This window comes from Phyllobacterium chamaecytisi (assembly GCF_020164455.1).
Classification (GTDB): Bacteria; Pseudomonadota; Alphaproteobacteria; order Rhizobiales; family Rhizobiaceae; genus Phyllobacterium; species Phyllobacterium chamaecytisi.
This window is the reverse complement of sequence record NZ_JAIQWW010000006.1, coordinates 284,686-301,591: the sequence shown is the minus strand read 5'-3', so window position 1 is coordinate 301,591 and position 16,906 is coordinate 284,686. Positions and strand designations below refer to the sequence as shown.

15 protein-coding genes and 1 pseudogene are annotated in these 16,906 nt (G+C 56.3%); 14 read left to right on the top strand and 2 right to left on the bottom strand.

Annotated features, from left to right (window positions below; genetic code table 11):
- Nucleotides 1-56: 56 nt before the first annotated feature.
- Nucleotides 57-1,049, bottom strand: coding sequence for a cellulose biosynthesis protein BcsN (gene bcsN / locus LB462_RS12245; RefSeq protein WP_224508197.1), 993 nt, complete (start codon nucleotides 1,047-1,049; stop codon nucleotides 57-59).
- Nucleotides 1,050-1,490: 441 nt separating this feature from the next.
- On the opposite strand from bcsN, the gene LB462_RS12240 reads away from it, so the two are divergent.
- From LB462_RS12240 to dhaK, 12 genes are all read left to right on the top strand, one after another.
- Nucleotides 1,491-2,816, top strand: coding sequence for an ABC transporter substrate-binding protein (locus LB462_RS12240; RefSeq protein WP_112525743.1), 1,326 nt, complete (start codon nucleotides 1,491-1,493; stop codon nucleotides 2,814-2,816).
- 74 nt (nucleotides 2,817-2,890) lie between these two features.
- Complete coding sequence (locus tag LB462_RS12235) at nucleotides 2,891-3,880, top strand: carbohydrate ABC transporter permease (protein WP_255626565.1); 990 nt, start codon at nucleotides 2,891-2,893, stop codon at nucleotides 3,878-3,880.
- The gene (locus LB462_RS12230) at nucleotides 3,877-4,830 is read left to right on the top strand and encodes a carbohydrate ABC transporter permease (protein WP_224508193.1); all 954 of its coding nucleotides are present in this window, start codon (nucleotides 3,877-3,879) and stop codon (nucleotides 4,828-4,830) included. The genes LB462_RS12235 and LB462_RS12230 overlap by 4 nt, the downstream gene beginning before the upstream one ends.
- Nucleotides 4,827-5,033, top strand: coding sequence for a hypothetical protein (locus tag LB462_RS12225; protein ID WP_224508192.1), 207 nt, complete (start codon nucleotides 4,827-4,829; stop codon nucleotides 5,031-5,033). The genes LB462_RS12230 and LB462_RS12225 overlap by 4 nt, the downstream gene beginning before the upstream one ends.
- A 3-nt stretch (nucleotides 5,034-5,036) precedes the next feature.
- The gene (locus LB462_RS12220; protein ID WP_224508190.1) at nucleotides 5,037-6,134 is read left to right on the top strand and encodes an ABC transporter ATP-binding protein; all 1,098 of its coding nucleotides are present in this window, start codon (nucleotides 5,037-5,039) and stop codon (nucleotides 6,132-6,134) included.
- A complete protein-coding gene (locus tag LB462_RS12215; RefSeq protein ID WP_224508188.1) occupies nucleotides 6,127-7,134 on the top strand; it encodes an ABC transporter ATP-binding protein in 1,008 nt (335 codons plus the stop codon). The genes LB462_RS12220 and LB462_RS12215 overlap by 8 nt, the downstream gene beginning before the upstream one ends.
- Nucleotides 7,135-7,198: 64 nt before the next feature.
- Nucleotides 7,199-8,878, top strand: coding sequence for a dihydroxyacetone kinase subunit DhaK (locus LB462_RS12210; RefSeq protein WP_224508186.1), 1,680 nt, complete (start codon nucleotides 7,199-7,201; stop codon nucleotides 8,876-8,878).
- Complete coding sequence (gene dhaL / locus LB462_RS12205) at nucleotides 8,835-9,479, top strand: dihydroxyacetone kinase subunit DhaL (RefSeq protein ID WP_224508184.1); 645 nt, start codon at nucleotides 8,835-8,837, stop codon at nucleotides 9,477-9,479. Before LB462_RS12210 ends, dhaL begins: the two co-directional genes overlap by 44 nt.
- The gene (gene dhaM / locus LB462_RS12200; protein ID WP_224508182.1) at nucleotides 9,476-9,877 is read left to right on the top strand and encodes a dihydroxyacetone kinase phosphoryl donor subunit DhaM; all 402 of its coding nucleotides are present in this window, start codon (nucleotides 9,476-9,478) and stop codon (nucleotides 9,875-9,877) included. Before dhaL ends, dhaM begins: the two co-directional genes overlap by 4 nt.
- Nucleotides 9,874-10,218: an HPr family phosphocarrier protein gene (locus LB462_RS12195; protein ID WP_224508180.1), complete on the top strand. Its 345-nt coding sequence runs from the start codon at nucleotides 9,874-9,876 to the stop codon at nucleotides 10,216-10,218. The genes dhaM and LB462_RS12195 overlap by 4 nt, the downstream gene beginning before the upstream one ends.
- Nucleotides 10,219-10,282: 64 nt before the next feature.
- Nucleotides 10,283-10,693 carry a hypothetical protein gene (locus tag LB462_RS12190; protein WP_224508178.1) on the top strand — a complete coding sequence of 137 codons (411 nt, stop codon included), beginning with the start codon at nucleotides 10,283-10,285 and terminating at the stop codon, nucleotides 10,691-10,693.
- A gap of 135 nt (nucleotides 10,694-10,828) precedes the next feature.
- Nucleotides 10,829-11,833 (top strand): dihydroxyacetone kinase subunit DhaK, encoded by a 1,005-nt coding sequence (dhaK, locus tag LB462_RS12185; RefSeq protein WP_224508176.1) that lies wholly within the window; start codon nucleotides 10,829-10,831, stop codon nucleotides 11,831-11,833.
- Nucleotides 11,834-12,024: 191 nt separating this feature from the next.
- Here dhaK and LB462_RS12180 read toward each other — a convergent pair.
- A pseudogene (locus LB462_RS12180) lies at nucleotides 12,025-12,472 on the bottom strand (polysaccharide deacetylase family protein); the annotation flags it as partial.
- Between the two features lie 162 nt (nucleotides 12,473-12,634).
- Here LB462_RS12180 and LB462_RS12175 point away from each other — a divergent pair.
- Both LB462_RS12175 and LB462_RS12170 read left to right on the top strand, forming a co-directional pair.
- Nucleotides 12,635-14,416: a B12-binding domain-containing radical SAM protein gene (locus LB462_RS12175; RefSeq protein ID WP_224508174.1), complete on the top strand. Its 1,782-nt coding sequence runs from the start codon at nucleotides 12,635-12,637 to the stop codon at nucleotides 14,414-14,416.
- Nucleotides 14,417-14,509: 93 nt separating this feature from the next.
- Nucleotides 14,510-16,633 (top strand): hypothetical protein, encoded by a 2,124-nt coding sequence (locus tag LB462_RS12170; RefSeq protein WP_224508172.1) that lies wholly within the window; start codon nucleotides 14,510-14,512, stop codon nucleotides 16,631-16,633.
- Nucleotides 16,634-16,906: the final 273 nt, after the last annotated feature.

Genomic DNA, 16,906 nt, shown 5'->3' with positions numbered 1-16,906 from the left:
TAATCGCTTTGTGTATGCTTCCCCCTGATGATTGTAACGCTCCAAAAGTTTCTGGTTTACTGCTGGCCGGTTGCCGGAGGCGGTGGAACGTAAATATTGCTATTCGTATTTGCTGGCCGAGTGCCCGCTCTCGGCACTACCGGAGCGGTACCGATCGGCTGGCTGGTATTCATGCCCTGCATGCCGGGCGGAGGCGGAACGAGCGGCCCGATGGGTGCAGGCCTCACTCTCACAGGAACTGCAGGTGCAGCTTGGGTGTCGACCCTGCGCTGGATCTGCTGCCGCGGCTGCGCCCGCAGCGGCTGGGCGGGAGGCGGCATTAGCGCTTCGGCGGATGGTGCCTTCGGACCAGACGGATAGATGTCTTCACCGGATTTGCCGAGATTTTCGGCAGGGCCCGGGGCGTCGCCGTATGGATTCCAGCTGTAGTCATTAAATGCCGCGTTGACGCTGTACCCATACATGAACGCCAGCAATTGCTGTTCGGTCAGGTTTGAATCACACAGCCGCAATCGAACCTGAATGGATCCCCGGCCGGTCAGCCAGCGGCTCTGGCTTTCCCCCGGGCGGATGCGCTGCCATGCGTAAACGCATGTATCGCCTGAACGCGAGCGGCCCGACGCATAGCCAAATGGACCGTAGCGATTTTGCACGTAGTTCGGCGAACGATGCATGACTATTCCGGGAAGGGTGCCGCGCATTTCGCGCGAAATGTCGGTGACGCCCAACTGCGAGTCGCGCAATTTATCGCCTCCAGACAAATTGACCTTGACCGGCCCGAAGAACTGCACGCGTAACACATTCTGGCCGAGCGTCCGGGCGGAGGTGGCGAGCAGAATTTCCTGCTGGACAGCATTGTTATAAGGACGCTCAATGACGCTGACGATCGACGGACCGCCAGGCGGCGGCAGCGCAAAGGCTTGGCTGGTATCGACGGTACGGGTCGATACCAATATCTGCGGCGCGCCACCGGCGGCGCAGCCCGCTAGCAAAGAAATTAAGATCAGCCCTGCCGCCTTCATGTACATCAAAAAAGCGTAGGTCATCATACTGATTCGTTCAAAGGTTGTGGTCCAAATACCTTGGGAAAAGTCAGATTAACCGTTTTATTTCCGCGGATAACGTTGATCTTGGGATGATGGACTGTCAGCCGCATAGGCAACCCATAGAGTTCGCGCATGCTTTCCGTCGCAGTGCTGTCAACACCGTCTTTCATTTGGCGAAGCGGCTTAACAAGGAAGTCCCTATCTCATCCGCCCTTGCGAAAGAGGTCGATAAGCTCTGGTCGCTCTTGGGACAGGCTTCGGAAGTGCAGCCCAATCCAACACCAAGGTGTGCGGTGCAGCAACGATTTATGCTTGAAATGTTCAGTAAAGAGGGTATTACTTAACAAAATTACTCAACACGATGGGGATATCGTGTGAGAACAAGGGAACGAAGGATCTTTTCAAAGAGCGGCGCGGTGTCGCTTGTGTATCTGGGAGGAATGCATGAAAACGATAAAGCAGGCCCTGCTCGGGGCGACCTCGGCGTTTGTGTTGTTCGTTGCAGCGCCGAACCTTGCAAAAGCCGATGAGCTGACCTTGTGTTGGGCGGCCTGGGACCCCGCCAACGCATTGGTTGAGCTCTCGAAAGATTTTACTTCTCAAAGCGGAACGACAATGAAGTTCGAATTCGTGCCTTGGCCGAATTTCGCCGACCGCATCCTCAATGAACTTAACTCCGGCGGCAAGCTGTGCGATCTCCTCATCGGAGATAGCCAATGGCTAGGGGGCTCAGCTGAAAATGGATACTACGTGAAGCTCAATGATTTCTTCGACAAGGAAGGGATCAAGATGAGCGATTTCGCCGATGCAGCGGTCAACGCCTATGCGACATGGCCGAAAGGCACGCCGAACTATTGGGCGTTGCCAGCGATGGGCGATGCCAATGCCTGGTTCTACCGCAAGGACTGGTTTGCCCAGCCTGAAATCCAGGCTGAATTCAAAAAGAAGTACAATCGCGATCTGGCAGCCCCAACGACCTGGGACGAGTTGATACAGGTGGCCGAGTTCTTCAATGGCCGGGAAATCGACGGCAAGAAGGTCTACGGAGCCGCGATCTTCACCGAACGCGCTTCCGAAGGCATCACCATGGGCGCAACGTCGGCGCTTTATCCCTATGGCTTCAAGTATGAAAATACGCCGGGCAAATACGACATGGAGGGCGCGGTCAACTCGCCAGAAGCAGTCGCCGGTCTTGAAGCCTACAAGAAACTCTACAAATGCTGCACGCCGCCCGGATATACCGATGCCTATATGGGCGAAAGCCTCGATGCGTTCAAATCCGGACAAGTTGCGATGGCGATGAACTGGTTCGCCTTCTTTCCGGGTCTCTACAAAGACGAGAAGGTCGGCGGCGACAAGATCGGGTTCTTCGTCAATCCGAAAGAGAAGGTTGCGGCATCGACACTCGGCGGACAGGGAATTTCCGTCGTTGCCAATACTGACAATATGGATGGCGCTCTTGCCTATATCAAATGGTTTGCCCAGCCGGATGTTCAGAAAAAATGGTGGTCGCTTGGCGGATACGCCGTGCACAAGACAGTGCTGAACGATCCGACATTTACGGAGAGTCAGCCATTTGCCGCGGACTTCCTGGTGGCCATGAACCAGGTTCAGGATTTCTGGCAGGAACCGTCCTATGCTATCCTCCTGCAGGCAATGCAGAAACGCCTTCACGATTACGTCGTTGCAGACAAGGGCACGGCGAAAGAGGCGCTTGATGGGCTGGTCAAGGACTGGACCGAGGTCTTCAAGGACGACGGGAAGCTTTAAAGCTCCGGCGCTTCAGATGACCCCGTGCTGAAATGACTGCCCGGATCCGAAAACGTACCGGGCAGTTCTTTCGAATGCGACGCTTTAAAACCCAGGTGAAGTCCGTGACCGATACAAGTTCCACCATTTTGGGTGAGGCTGTTGCCCGTGCTACGCCGGCGCCCATCGCTTCCAGAATTCGCGGCCTGTCCGATCGCTCCATGGCATGGCTGTTCATTACGCCCGCCATCGCTCTGCTTTTGGCCGTCAATATTTTTCCGCTCATCTGGGCGATCTATCTTTCCTTCACGAATTTCCGGGCGAACCGGCCTAATGCCGCGCTGGAAAGCGTTGGCTTCAGCAATTATAGCCGGGTGCTGAATGATCCCAATATCTGGCAAGCCATGCAGACGACGGCGCATTTCGTCTTCTGGACGATCCTGCTGCAGACGCTGATTGGATTTTCCCTCGCTTATCTGATTGACCGGAAATTTCGCGGGCACGCTTTCTGGACGACAATCATCCTGGTTCCAATGATGTTGTCTCCAGCCGTCGTCGGCAATTTCTGGCGGTTTCTCTATCAACCGCAGATTGGCCTTTTCAATCACATCGTGTCTTTTCTAACCGGTATCCCGCCGTCCTCGTTCGAAATGCTGGGTTCGGTTCGGCTTTCGCCCTGGGCGATTATCATTGTCGATACGTGGATGTGGACACCTTACGTCATGCTGATCTGCCTGGCCGGATTGCGATCGATCCCTGACTATATCTACGAGGCTGCCGAGGTGGATCGCGCTTCGCTTTGGCGCCAGTTCTGGTCGATCACGCTGCCGATGGCGCTGCCTTTCATCATGCTCGCGGTACTCTTCCGTGGTATCGAAAACTTCAAGATGTTCGACATGGTGACCCTTCTCACCGGCGGTGGCCCGGGTTCGACAACGGAAGTCGCCTCCATCACGCTGAAGCGGGAGGCATTTGAAAGCTGGCGCACCGGACGTGCATCCGCCTTCGCCATCATTCTGTTTGTCGCGGTCTTCGGTCTCGCCAACATCTATGTGAAAGCCCTCAACAAGGTGAAACAGCGATGAGCTCTGTCAACGCCGCCCATTCGGTCGTCGAGCCGAGCCGTACCTCCAAACGCATCGCTGCGACCATCGTCATCGCCTATGCAGTGATCACGATGATCCCGCTGGTATGGATCGTTCTGACCAGCTTCAAATCCCCGCCGGATTCAATCAGCTACCCGCCGAAAATCGTATTTCAGCCGACGCTGGAGGGTTATTGCAACCTGTTTACAACGCGCACCCGGCAAACCCCCGAGTATATCACTTCGCTTGGGGCTCCGACGAGTACCTGCGATGAAATCACCCGAAGCCGCAACATGGTCATCGCCGGGCCTTCGAACTACTGGCCGCGTTTCCAGAACTCGCTGGTAATCGCCTTTGGCTCGACGTTCCTCGCCGTCTCGCTCGGAACGCTCGCGGCCTACGGATTCTCGCGTTTCAAGGTTCCTCTCGCGGAAGATCTTTTATTCTTCATTCTCTCGACGCGAATGATGCCGCCCATCGCCGTCGCCATCCCCATTTACCTGATGTATCGACAGCTTGGTCTATCTGACACCGCGCTGGGCATGATCCTGCTTTACACGGCCGTAAACGTCTCACTTGCCGTCTGGCTCCTGAAGGGGTTCATCGACGAAATTCCGCGCGAATACGAAGAGGCAGCCATGATCGACGGCTACACGCGCATGCAGGCCTTTTTCAAAGTCGTCCTGCCGCAGGCGACTACGGGCATCGCCGCAACGGCCATCTTCTGCCTCATCTTTGCCTGGAATGAATACGCCTTCGCGGTGCTCTTGACGTCGGGCGCAGCCCAGACTGCGCCGCCGTTTATTCCAACGATCATCGGTGAAGGCGGGCAGGACTGGCCGGCCGTTGCTGCGGGAACCACGATCTTCGTCGTGCCGATCCTGGTTTTCACGATCCTTCTGCGCAAGCAGCTGTTGCGCGGTATCACTTTTGGAGCTGTACGCAAATGACGGCGCAACCACCTGTCCCCTCGAAACAAAAACGGCCGTTCTTTCTCACGCGCGGTCCTATGGAGAACATTGCGACTGGTCTGATTGGCCTCGGATTCCTGATGCTGTTCCAGCCCTTCCTTCTGATCTTTTACACATGGTCGCTGGTCACACTGCTGGCGGGTACTTTCATGTTCATCATCGTTTCAAAGTTCCCGGAGTAGACGATGGCAGAGATCAGAATAGAAAATCTGCGCAAGGAATTCGGTGCTTTCAGCGCAGTGGAAGATTCGAGCTTCGTTGTCCGTGATGGCGAATTCCTGGCTCTGCTTGGCCCGTCAGGCTGCGGCAAGACAACGACGCTACGGATGATTGCCGGTCTTGAGCTGCCGACCAGCGGCAAGATCTTCCTTGGCGGTGAAGATGTCACGTTCAATCGAGCCCGGGAGCGGGATATTGCTTTTGTCTTCCAGCTCTTTGCGCTTTATCCGCACATGAATGTACGCAAGAACATAGCGTTTCCACTGCTTGCGCAAGGTGTTGCCAAAGCAGAAATCCGCGCGCGCGTCGAGGAGACGGCAAAGCTCTTGCAGATCGATCATATTCTCGACAGGTCGGTATCGGGACTGGCGGGCGGCGATCGTCAGCGCGTGGCGCTCGGTAGGGCAATCGTCCGGCGGCCAAAGTGCTTTCTTATGGATGAACCTCTCGGCACACTGGATGCTGAGTTTCGCGATCTGATGGTTCGGGAACTGCGGGAGCTGCATAACAGGATCCATGCCACCACTGTCTACGTGACCCATGACCAGCTGGAGGCGATGGCAATGGCAGACAAGATCGCTGTGATGAATCACGGTATCATCGAGCAATTCGGTACGCCTCAGGAAATCTATAGTCGTCCGGCGACCATGTATGTCGCTGATTTTATCGGCTCGCCGCCGATGAATTTTCTGCGGTTTACGGCTGGCTTGCAAAAGGGCGCGCGATCCGTTGTCGTCGATGGCGTAGATATTTCTGTGCCGGAAATCCATCTCGACCTTGAGGAAAGCGAACTCGCGCTCGGGGTGCGGCCCGAAGATATAAGTTTCAGCGATGTATCCCCTTTGCGCGGCGCTGTCTTTGGCAGCGAGTATCACGGGACCAACCAGATCGTCGCCGTGGAGATGGGTAAAGGACTGGTCAAGGCGCGTGTACCGGCCGACCAGAATTTCCGTATTGGCGAAACCGTGGGACTTGAACTCAACTACGACAGACTGTCTCTCTTCGACTGCAAATCGGGCAGGGCGGTTCCGTCGTCCCGCTATGCGGAGCATCATCATGGCTGAAGTCGTCCTGCAAGGCGTCAACAAGAATTTCGGCGAAACCCGTGCCGTCGCGGATGTGGATCTGGTTGTTGCCGACGGAGAATGCGTCGTCCTGCTTGGCCCCACCGGTGCCGGCAAGACCACTACGCTGCGTCTGATTGCCGGGCTGGAGCGCCCCGACAGAGGCCGCATCATTATTGGCGGATATGATGTGGCGAAAGAAGCGCCTGCGGGTCGCGATGTCGCGTTCGTTTTTCAGCAGTACTCGCTCTATCCGCACCTGTCGGTCTACGACAACCTGGCCTTTCCCCTGCGGTCGCCGGCACGCCGTCTCGGCAAGGATGAGATCGACAGGCGGGTGCGGGAGGTCGCGCGGATGGTGCGCATCGACCACAAGCTTGAAAACCGCTCGACCCGGCTTTCGGGCGGCGAAATGCAGCGGGTCGCCATAGGCCGGGCGCTTGTACGTCGCCCGGCGATCTATCTCATGGACGAGCCGCTTTCCTCGCTGGACGCCAAGTTGCGCGCCGATCTTCGGCTGGAACTCAAACGCATTCAGAAGGAGCTCGGATCAACGCTTCTCTATGTGACACACGATCAGATCGAAGCCATGACAATGGCCGATCGCATAGGCATTCTCACCGAGGGTCGATTGGTGCAGATTGGAACGCCGCGAGAAATCTACAGCAACCCGGCTAATGTTCATGTCGCTGCACGTCTTGGGCAGCCGCACATTAATCTTTTTCCGGTTAACCTTCTGCCGGACAGCAAGATCCCGGCAGGTACACGAACGATCGGGGCGCGGACCGAACATCTGGACATAACGCTAGGCGGCGATGTCAATGCGCACGTCGATTGGGTGGAGCACCTCGGAGACCAGAATCACCTGCATATACGGGTCGGCGACTGCAAGCTGATCACCTTGGCGAACCCGCGTCTGCCCGTAAAACCGGGAGATCCAATTGGCCTAGCGCTCAGAAATCCGCTCTATTTCGGTGCGGATGGAAACAGGGTGGTTTGAGGGATTACCGGATCCGAATGGTTTGTTCAACACGCGTAAAAGGCGAAAAGACTGGAAAATGCCGATGAAACACTTTTTCAACCGCAGGGAAAACATAGTCACCGAGGCGCTGGATGGTCTGTTGCTGACGAGTCGTCCCGGAATGCTAGCGCGGCTTGATAGCTATCCGGATATCAAGGTTATCCTGCGTGCGGACTGGGACAAGTCCAAGGTCGCCGTCATATCGGGTGGCGGTGCGGGTCATGAGCCTTCCCACGCCGGGTTTGTCGGAAGGGGCATGCTGACGGCCGCGGTATCGGGCGAGATTTTTGCCTCTCCCAGCGTTGATGCCGTGCTTACGGCGATCCGTGCCGTTACAGGGCCGAAAGGTTGCCTGCTGATCGTCAAGAATTACACCGGCGACCGGCTGAATTTTGGGCTTGCCGCTGAAAGAGCGCGCGCCGAAGGGTTCAGGGTGGAAATGGTCATCGTGGCCGACGATATCGCGCTTCCCGACCTCGCCCAGCCGCGAGGAGTTGCTGGTACACTGTTCATTCACAAGATCGCAGGCTTTCTCGCCGAACGCGGCGATAGCCTTGAAGATGTAGCTGCATCTGCTGCATCGGCGGCCAGCGAAATTGTGTCGCTGGGTGTCTCGCTGTCGACATGCTCGATTCCGGGCCAGGAGCAGCAACAACGCCTCGGCACTGACGAGGGAGAACTGGGTCTTGGCATTCATGGCGAGCCGGGGGTCGAACGTATCGCGCTGCAGGAGTCCGGGAAGATCGTTGCCATCATGGCGGAGCGGCTTGCGGCGTCTCTGCCGGGGACGGGCGAATATGCGTTGTTGATCAACAACCTTGGCGCTGTGCCGCCATTGGAAATGAGCCTCATTGCCCATGATGTCCTTGCGTCTTCGCTGGCGGATCGGGTGAAGCTGGTGATCGGCCCCTCGCCAATGATGACAGCGCTCAACATGAACGGCTTTTCGCTTTCGCTCATCCGACTCGACGCAGAACGCGAGACAGCGCTTGCCTCTCCCGTCGATCCTCATGCGTGGGCTCAGCCGGTTCTACGGCATGGCCTGGGCATTCTTCCCGCGCCCAAGGTCCCTATTGGAGAGGCCATCGCCGCGGCGAGCCGCGATCCATTGGCGGAAGGGTTGGTGACCGCCATATGCCAGCATCTGATCTCGCTTGAAACCGAGCTCAATCGTCTGGATGCCCGCACTGGAGACGGCGATACGGGATCGACAGTTGCTGCCGGGGCACGAGGCGTGCTTGGCAAGATCAAATCATTGCCGCTCGCTGACAACGCGGAAACGTTAGCAGCGATCGGTGGGATTTTGGCAACCAGTATGGGCGGATCAAGTGGCGTTCTGCTCTCGATCTTTTTTACAGCAGCAGCCAAGGCAATGACGGAGAAGAACAATCTGCCGGCCGCGCTGCTTGAGGGCCTTGACCGCATGACTTTTTACGGCGGAGCCAGACCAGGTGACAGAACCATGGTGGACGCGCTCGATCCGGCATTGCGAGCCTTGGCGGCAAGTGGACCGTCTCACGCTGCCAGGGCGGCAGCTGCGGGTGCCAATGCCACCATGGCGATGACCAAAGCAAATGCGGGCCGGGCATCGTATGTGGGTGCAGGGCATCTCGCCGGTGTCGCTGATCCGGGAGCCATCGCTGTCGCTGCTGCTTTCGAGACTGTTGCAAAGGTGATCGATGGTAAAGTCGCACGAGGGGAGACTTCCGTCGTTGCAGACTGATCGGGAACTTGTGCTGGGACTGATCGAAGCCTGCCACGAGGCCATCGTGATCCATGCTGATGACCTGTGCGAGCTCGATCGGGCCATCGGCGACGGGGATCACGGGACCAACATGCGGCGTGGTTGCGAGGCGGTGTATCTCGATCGGGAACGGTTAGGCAGCCTGCCGCTGCCGCAAGCGATCGAGACGATTGGGATGACGCTTGTCATGAGCGTCGGCGGCGCTTCAGGGCCGCTTTACGGGACCTTGCTGATCGAAATCGGACGGCGGCTTGGCACCCGGGACGAGGCGGATTTCGCCACCATCCTCGGAGAGGCGATCGATGCAGTGGCGCGGCGCGGGCGCGCTCTTGCAGGTGACAAAACGTTGCTCGACGTGCTTTACCCCGTTCAAACAGAAATGGCGAGGCAATCAGCCCTGATCAATATAGCCAAAAGGGCGGAGGTATCTGCTCGACTAACCGCTGAAATGAAGGCGATGCGGGGACGTGCTTCGTTCCTCGGAGATCGTTCCATTGGCCACGTCGATCCGGGGGCATCGAGCTGCGCCCTTCTGACGACTGCCATTTGCCGCTATCTGAGGGAGTACCGTCCGGCATGAAAGGCAACACTGCAAATGTGGGTATTGTGATCGTATCGCACTCGCCACTCGTTGCGAAAGGCACTGCCGATATGGTGCGCCAGATGGTCGGCGATACCGTGCCGCTTTCATGGTGCGGAGGCAATTCCGAGGGTGGTCTCGGTACCAATGCGACGGGTATTCTTGCGGCCATAGAGGCAGCATGGTCCGATCATGGAGTTGCGGTATTTGTTGATCTCGGCGGTGCGGAGACCAACAGCGAAATGGCGATCGAAATGCTGGGCGAATCGCGCTCCGGGATGGTCGCCATCTGCAATGCACCTATTGTCGAGGGTGCGGTCATTGCCGCTGCGGAAGCGTCCGGTGGGGCGTCGCTCGCAAAGGTGGTGGCTACAGCCGAGGAACTCTCGCCCTCATGAGCGACAAGCAGGATGCGAGATTACGGGAGACGGATCGCGTGACGGCGCAGCGACAGACGGAAATCGAAGTCGTGCACGGAACCGGGTTGCATGCCCGGCCTTCCGTGATTTTCACCCGTCTTGCCAAATCCTTTCCCTGCACGATCGAGATAGAGGTGAACGGAAACAGCATCTGGCTGAATGGCAAAAGCATCGTAAAGGTTATGGGAGCTAAAATCCGGAAGGGTTCCGTTCTGAAGATTCGGGCCGACGGAACTGGTGCGGCAGAAGCAATCGCGGCGTTGAAGGAACTGGTCGAACACAATTTCGACGAGGGAAAAGTCGATGGCCGAAATGTTTAGATTGCGAGGCCATCCAAGGCTCGAGTTCAACGACGCTGACGGCACGCCGGCGGCGGAGAATTAGATGACGCGGGAGGTTATGGAAGATCCCATTGTGGCCTACAAGTCCATCCTGGCCCAGATTATCGACAATCGCCCGTCAGGAACCCGTCAGCGTCTGGCCGCGGCGCTCGGTAAACACCGGAGTTTCGTCACCCAGATTACAAGTCCGACTTATTCCACGCCATTGCCGGCGCGGCATCTGGCGACAATTTTCAGGGTTTGTCACTTTAGTCCGACTGAACAGGAACAGTTTGTGGCAGCCTATCATGCCGCGCATCCGGGAAAATTGCCGGACTTTGGCACTACCGAAGGGTTGAGATCACTGTCCCTGATGGTTCCGGATCTTGGAGACGATAAGAAAAATCGACTGGTGGATGAAGCAATCACAGACTTTGTCCAGAAGATCGCAACACTTTTGGGGAATTCAGATTAGGATCAGAGGGCCTATTGATATGATGGAAATGGGCGCCAGAAACGGCCTCACGGACTTAACTCGTTATCCTCAGGATGGCTTGATGGTAAGGTCAAGAGCCGTGCTTGAATAAGTCGATGCCAGTGGAGGGGCACGATGAAAAAATTCATGAATAAGGCTGCCTCTATGGTTGCCGAAAGCCTTGAAGGCTTCGTTTCGGCCCACGACCGTCTGGTCGTGTTCGGTTCCGACCGGAAGTTTGTGAGGCGGCGCCATCTTACGCCAGGAAAAGTTGCGATCATATCGGGTGGGGGAGCCGGTCATGAGCCTATGCATGTCGGCTTTGTGGGACTGGGCATGCTGGATGCCGCCTGCACCGGACATATCTTTACCTCTCCGACGCCCGACCAGATTGTCGCTGCCATCGAAGAAACAGACACCGGAGTGGGATGCTTGCTGATCGTCAAGAACTATGACGGGGATTTGATGAATTTCGAAATGGCTGCGGAGGCGGTGACGGGGCGACACCGGATCGAGACGGTTATTGTAAGCGACGACATTGCGGTGCCAGGCCCGCCGCGAAGCTCCGGCAGGAGGGGGGTTGCCGGTACAATCGTCGTCGAGAAGATTCTTGGAGCCGCCGCCGAGGCTAGAATGGATCTGGCCGGATTGAAGGCGCTTGGTGACCGGTTGAACACGCGGATACGTACAATGGGCGTGGCTCTCGGTGGCGTCACCGTTCCCGACACGGCACGTTCCACTTTTGTGCTGAACCCGGACGAGATGGAGGTTGGGGTCGGGATACACGGCGAACCCGGGCTTTCCCGGCAGAAACTGGCCGATGCCGACACTATTGCCAGCATGATCTGCAATACCATCCTCGCGGATATAGATCTGCAAAACACGGACCGTGCGCTGGTCGTGGTAAACGGCTTCGGGGGTACTCCGACGCCAGAACTTTACCTTATTTACAACATTGTCCGTCGCCTGTTCGAAGCTAAAGGCATCAGTGTTGCGAGATCATTGGTAGGCACCTACGTGACCTCGCTCGATATGGCTGGTCTTTCCGTCACGTTGTCGTTGCTTGACGAGGAAGGGTTGCGTTTTTGGGATAGTCCCGTTTCGACAGCTGCGCTGCAATGGAGCTCTCCGGAAATCTGAATATTGCACCGGCTTTGCGACCTCTGACAGCTAGCTTTTGCACTAAGCGAAAGGTGTCCGGGTATCCATTTCGGGCAGCCGCGATACGACGCTGTTCGAAGTAGACGAGGCGGCTGCACGCATGACGATATCGTCATCGGAGTTTTCCCGTCGTCGTGTGCCACCGCGCCTTCTCTTCCCTATCGTCACTTTCAAGTACCCAGATTACTTTGCTCGAAACGACCGGTGATTTCGCCGCCAGTCGCGATCCAGACGTCGCCTTTCGCTTGAACATGGCGCAGAAAATCCCTGAGAATATGTCAACGCATTGGCCGTCCTGAGACTTGCGGATGCAGGACAAGTGTGGTCACGCCGCCCCAAGCATGCGTTGCTTCAAATTCGTCGATCCATAGCGGAGGAATCGCTTCGCGCCCGAAAAGTGCGCGTGGGCTGGTCCGGCTCGACATTCCGAAACTCCAGTCGTCGAAGGCAAAATTGACAGGGATTTCAACGATGCCTGGCTTGCCGTCCGCGAGTTGGTGGCGATAGGGCAGTATGTCGTCGCGGAACGAACTTGAATAGCGAATGCCGGCCTCCGCCAGATTGGGCAAGAAGCTCGGGGAAATTTTCACCTGACGGTGCCCGGTAGCCGATTGGCCTCCCCCTCTAGACCGCAACAATTCCCGCCAGTTCGAATGATTGTCTTCCACAAGACATTTATCGGAAAGTGCGATAGGATGAAATCAGTTATGCGTTATCAGCACCAACTGTTGTGATGTGCAGGGGTGCCTGCGGAACTTCCGCCAACCCCGAAAGACTGATTTGTCACATGTTTCAGAGGCTAGAAATCGACGCTTCCAGCTGATTCTAATCAAACCGTCGCACTATGACGACAACGGATATGTGATCCGTTGGTGGCGCGCTATGATTCCCTCGAATTCGCTCGCTGCTCTATACGGCATTGCCCTTGACTGCGCAGATCGTGAGGTACTCGGTGCGGATATTGCTATCGACATCACGGTCATCGACGAGACCAACACACGCGTCAATATTCCGATGCTCTTGGATCAGTTTCGGCGGAACGAAAATTTTGGAATGGTCGCTCTGATTGGCGTTCAGTCCAATCAATATCCGCGCGCGCTCGACATTGCCCGCCCCTTCCGCGATGCATCACTGCCCGTCGCCATGGGAGGCTTTCATGTGTCGGGTTGCTTGGCCATGCTTGATGGAAGCGCTGTCGGGCTCGACGCATGTCGCAAAATGGGCATTGCCATGTTTGCCGGCGAGGCCGAGGGCCGGCTGGAGACCGTGCTGCGCGATGCTGCGGCGGGCCAACTCCAATCGCTTTACAACTTCATGAATGACTTGCCGAGCATTGACGGTGCCCCCGTACCGTTCCTGCCCAAACGTTACATTGAGCACACGCTCGGCCTCAGCGCGAGCTTCGATGCTGGACGTGGTTGTCCCTATCAATGTTCATTCTGCACAATCATCAATGTGCAGGGACGCAAATCGCGCTTTCGCTCGGCTGATGATGTCGAGAAACTGGTGCGCCTGAACTGGGCGCATGGCATCCACAAGTTCTTCATTACCGATGATAATTTTGCGCGAAACAAAGAGTGGGAAGCGATCTTCGATCGGCTGATAACTTTGAAAGAGAAGGAAGCAATCCCGCTTGGTTTGATGATCCAGGTCGATACGCTCTGCCACAGGATTGAAAACTTCATAGAGAAGGCGAAGCGCGCTGGTGTCACCCGCGTTTTCATCGGGCTGGAGAACGTCAACCCGGACAATCTCATCGCGGCAAAAAAGGCCCAGAACAAGATCACCGAATACCGCAAGATGCTGCTGGCGTGGAAGGAGCAGGGCATCATGACGCTGGCTGGCTACATCCTCGGCTTTCCAGCGGACACGCCCGAAACGATCAGACGTGATATTGCGATCATTCAAGAAGAGCTTCCGATCGATGTCATTGAGTTCTTCTGCCTTACACCACTGCCCGGATCGGAGGATCATCAGGCCCTGTGGAAACGTGGCGTCGAGATGGATGCCGATCTCAACATTTACGATGTAGAGCATGTCTGCACCGCCCACGCCAAGATGACCAAGCGTGAATGGGAGGCCATTTATCGGGAGGCGTGGTCGCTCTATTACACACCGAAACACATGAAGACCCTGCTGCGTCGCGCGATTGCAACTGGCGTTCCAGTCGGCAGTCTTGTCAAGGTGCTCGTCGCGTTCGCGACGATGGTCCCTCTCGAGCACGTGCATCCATTGCAGAGTGGTATCCTGCGTTTGAAACGTCGGTCAGAACGACGACCCGAATTGCCGCAGGAAAATCCCCTGATCTTTTGGCCTCACTTTGTTTGTGGAACGCTTGCCAAGCACGTCATCCTTGCCGCTACGATTGTCCGGCTGGTCTCGACGGGATTCTTGATTTCGCAAAGCCCGGGCTCAAGGAAATACATGGATCGGGCATTGATGCCCGTCGCTACTGATGATGAAGAGAAACTTGACCTCTTCACCAGGACGACAGGTGGTAGCGCGGCGGTGAAGCACGTGAAAAAGATTGCGCGGCTGACACACCCAGGTCGAGCCATCTGACGCGCACATGGATCAAAGTAGTGGACTACCGGCTCCGGCAATAAATGTTATCATCTATTTGACACTGCAATCATCTGGCGTTGGGATCATGCCATGGGAACGGGCGCACGCGTCATCATTGCAATTGCATTATTTGCAGCCATGGGTGTCGGGTGGCTGGCACTTCAGGATTTAAGTTTCGAGCGTGACCGCACCCTATCGGAATGGAGATCACTGTCAGAGGCCGAAGACCTTCTGAGGCAGAAGCCCATTCCAGAAGCGTGGCCAGCGGGCTTGTTTATTTCGGAGCGGGGATTGAACACCGCAATGGAGAGCCTGAAGGATGCACAAATTGCCTACGACCCTGAATTCAAGGCAGATGAGGACACCGTCGTACATCTGCGGAATGTTACCGTCGACTTTCAAGCTGGTTTCGCCTGGGCATTCCTTCGCCTCGACGCCTATTCGAAGAAAAGGGATCTGACTGTCAAGTTTGATGGCCAAGCCTCCCTCGTTTTCAAAGGCATAGAAGAAGAGGCAAATGGGGAAGCGCAAGCCGTGTTCTCGTTCTCTCTATTGAGACTCGATCCCGAATTCGGATGGGGATGGTCTATTATCAAGTCGAGGAGCTATGCTAGCGACCTCATTGAAACGGGTCTCATGCCGAAGTTCACCGAAGCTTTCACCTTGAAGCTCCCGTTCAAAAACAGCTTCGCTTACGATTTGAAGCAGGATGTGACAGAGACAGTTCCAGTTCGCGATCCAAAAGATGAAAACTGGATCAAGGTTCAGATCGCCGTACCGCCAAACGAACTTGCGCAAAAAATTCACGCCGCCAATGCTGTCGTCCTCGATGGCGGGATATGGCTGCTGACTGATTTCAACGAAAAACCAGTGGCAACCAGTATAGGTATGCCTCCTCCCGAAATTCAGGATGACATCGTCAGAATGCGAAAAGATCTGGAGAGAATCCGGATACCCAAATTGAACGACGCCGATATTGCTCTTTGGGTAAACGGGACGGTGGCTCACCTGGTTCAAGAAAAATTCAACCAACTCCCTGCTGTAAACAGGACTGCAACCGTCAAGTCGGTGCAATTCAAGGGCCGGCTCGCCGATCAAAAATGGAGTGCGGATGTTCTAGGTGTAGGCGGGGTTTTCGCCGAGCTTGCTGATCCAGGAGCGGTAGCGGCAACAATGGTGGTCAATGCAGTCGGCATATCTTGGACCAAAGGGCGACGCTTGAAGGTTTCGCTTGATGCGCAGGTCGACGCCAAGGCATCCGTAGATCTGCATGTCGACCCCTTGATAGGAAGAGGTGTCGGTACGACGGTCGACCTGCTCGGAAACACAGCTATAGCGTCCGGGTTCGATGCAGGCTTCGAAATAGGGGAGGTGGGTGGCAACACGGTCGTGATGCTAAAGCCCGACATCGGTTGCCGCGACATCAAGCTGGCGCTCAAGACAGACAGAAAAGCGGAGTTCGAGGAAGCTTGGGTATCAGTTCCGCCGGTAGGCGCAAACATTACTGTTCCGGTTGGCCTGCAGACCGCCCCGGATGTGCTGCTCTTGAGTGATTTGCCTTTTCAGAGACAGGGCCGTGGCCCGGATGGCAAACCGCTCAAGGTCAAAGGCGGGGAAGACCACTTGCTGTTCACACCGCCGTGGGCCGAGTCCCAGTATGCACTTGTGCCAAAACGGGTTGAAGGTGATGATGGAGGACTCTGGATAGCAGCCAATTTGACCATCAAATTGCTTGGCTCCGAGTCGACAGGCTACGATCGCGCTGCTGCAGAAAAGAAACTGGCTGCCGCGGCAACCGGAGGACGGGTCAGGACCAACTGCCCCGGCGAACCCGGCTTCGCGCTGACGATCGGCGATCTTGATTTTGGCGGCAACAAAGAGCTTGTGAAGTTCTTCCAGGAACGAGGACTGCCTTTGCCGCAGATACTAGGTGGATTGCCCGGCATTCCTGGCACGGGCCCGACGATACCATCCCCAATATCGCCCGTTCCAGGCCTCACGGTTCCGACACCATCCCCAATACCGTCCACTACCGATCCCACAATTCCGAATATACCGTCCCCGATACCCCCTATTCCCGATCCCGCGATGCCGAAAATACCGTCCCCCTTGCCGCCAACTTCCGACCCCACAATTCCGAAAATACCGTCCCCCCTACCGCCAACTCCCGGTCCGACGAGCAATCCGGTAGAAATACTGCACGATCTCTTTTGACTAACACCTCGATCCAGGCGCAGGCCGAAACGGACCTGGAAGTTGCCTTGGTCGGATGGGTCTCCACGTTAGTGGGAATTATGACTGCTTGTGGCGTGAAGCCGGCTTCGCGCTGTCCAATGTTCAAGGTTCGTGCTCCAAACGTTGTATAACGTTTCATCGGAACCGTACTTATTAACGATGCGGATATGACGTCAATTTTCTTGCTTTCCCGCTTGGCTGAAACGTATGAGTAGACTCCCAGGTTCGGTCGCTTTGCCGAATCGCGGAAAC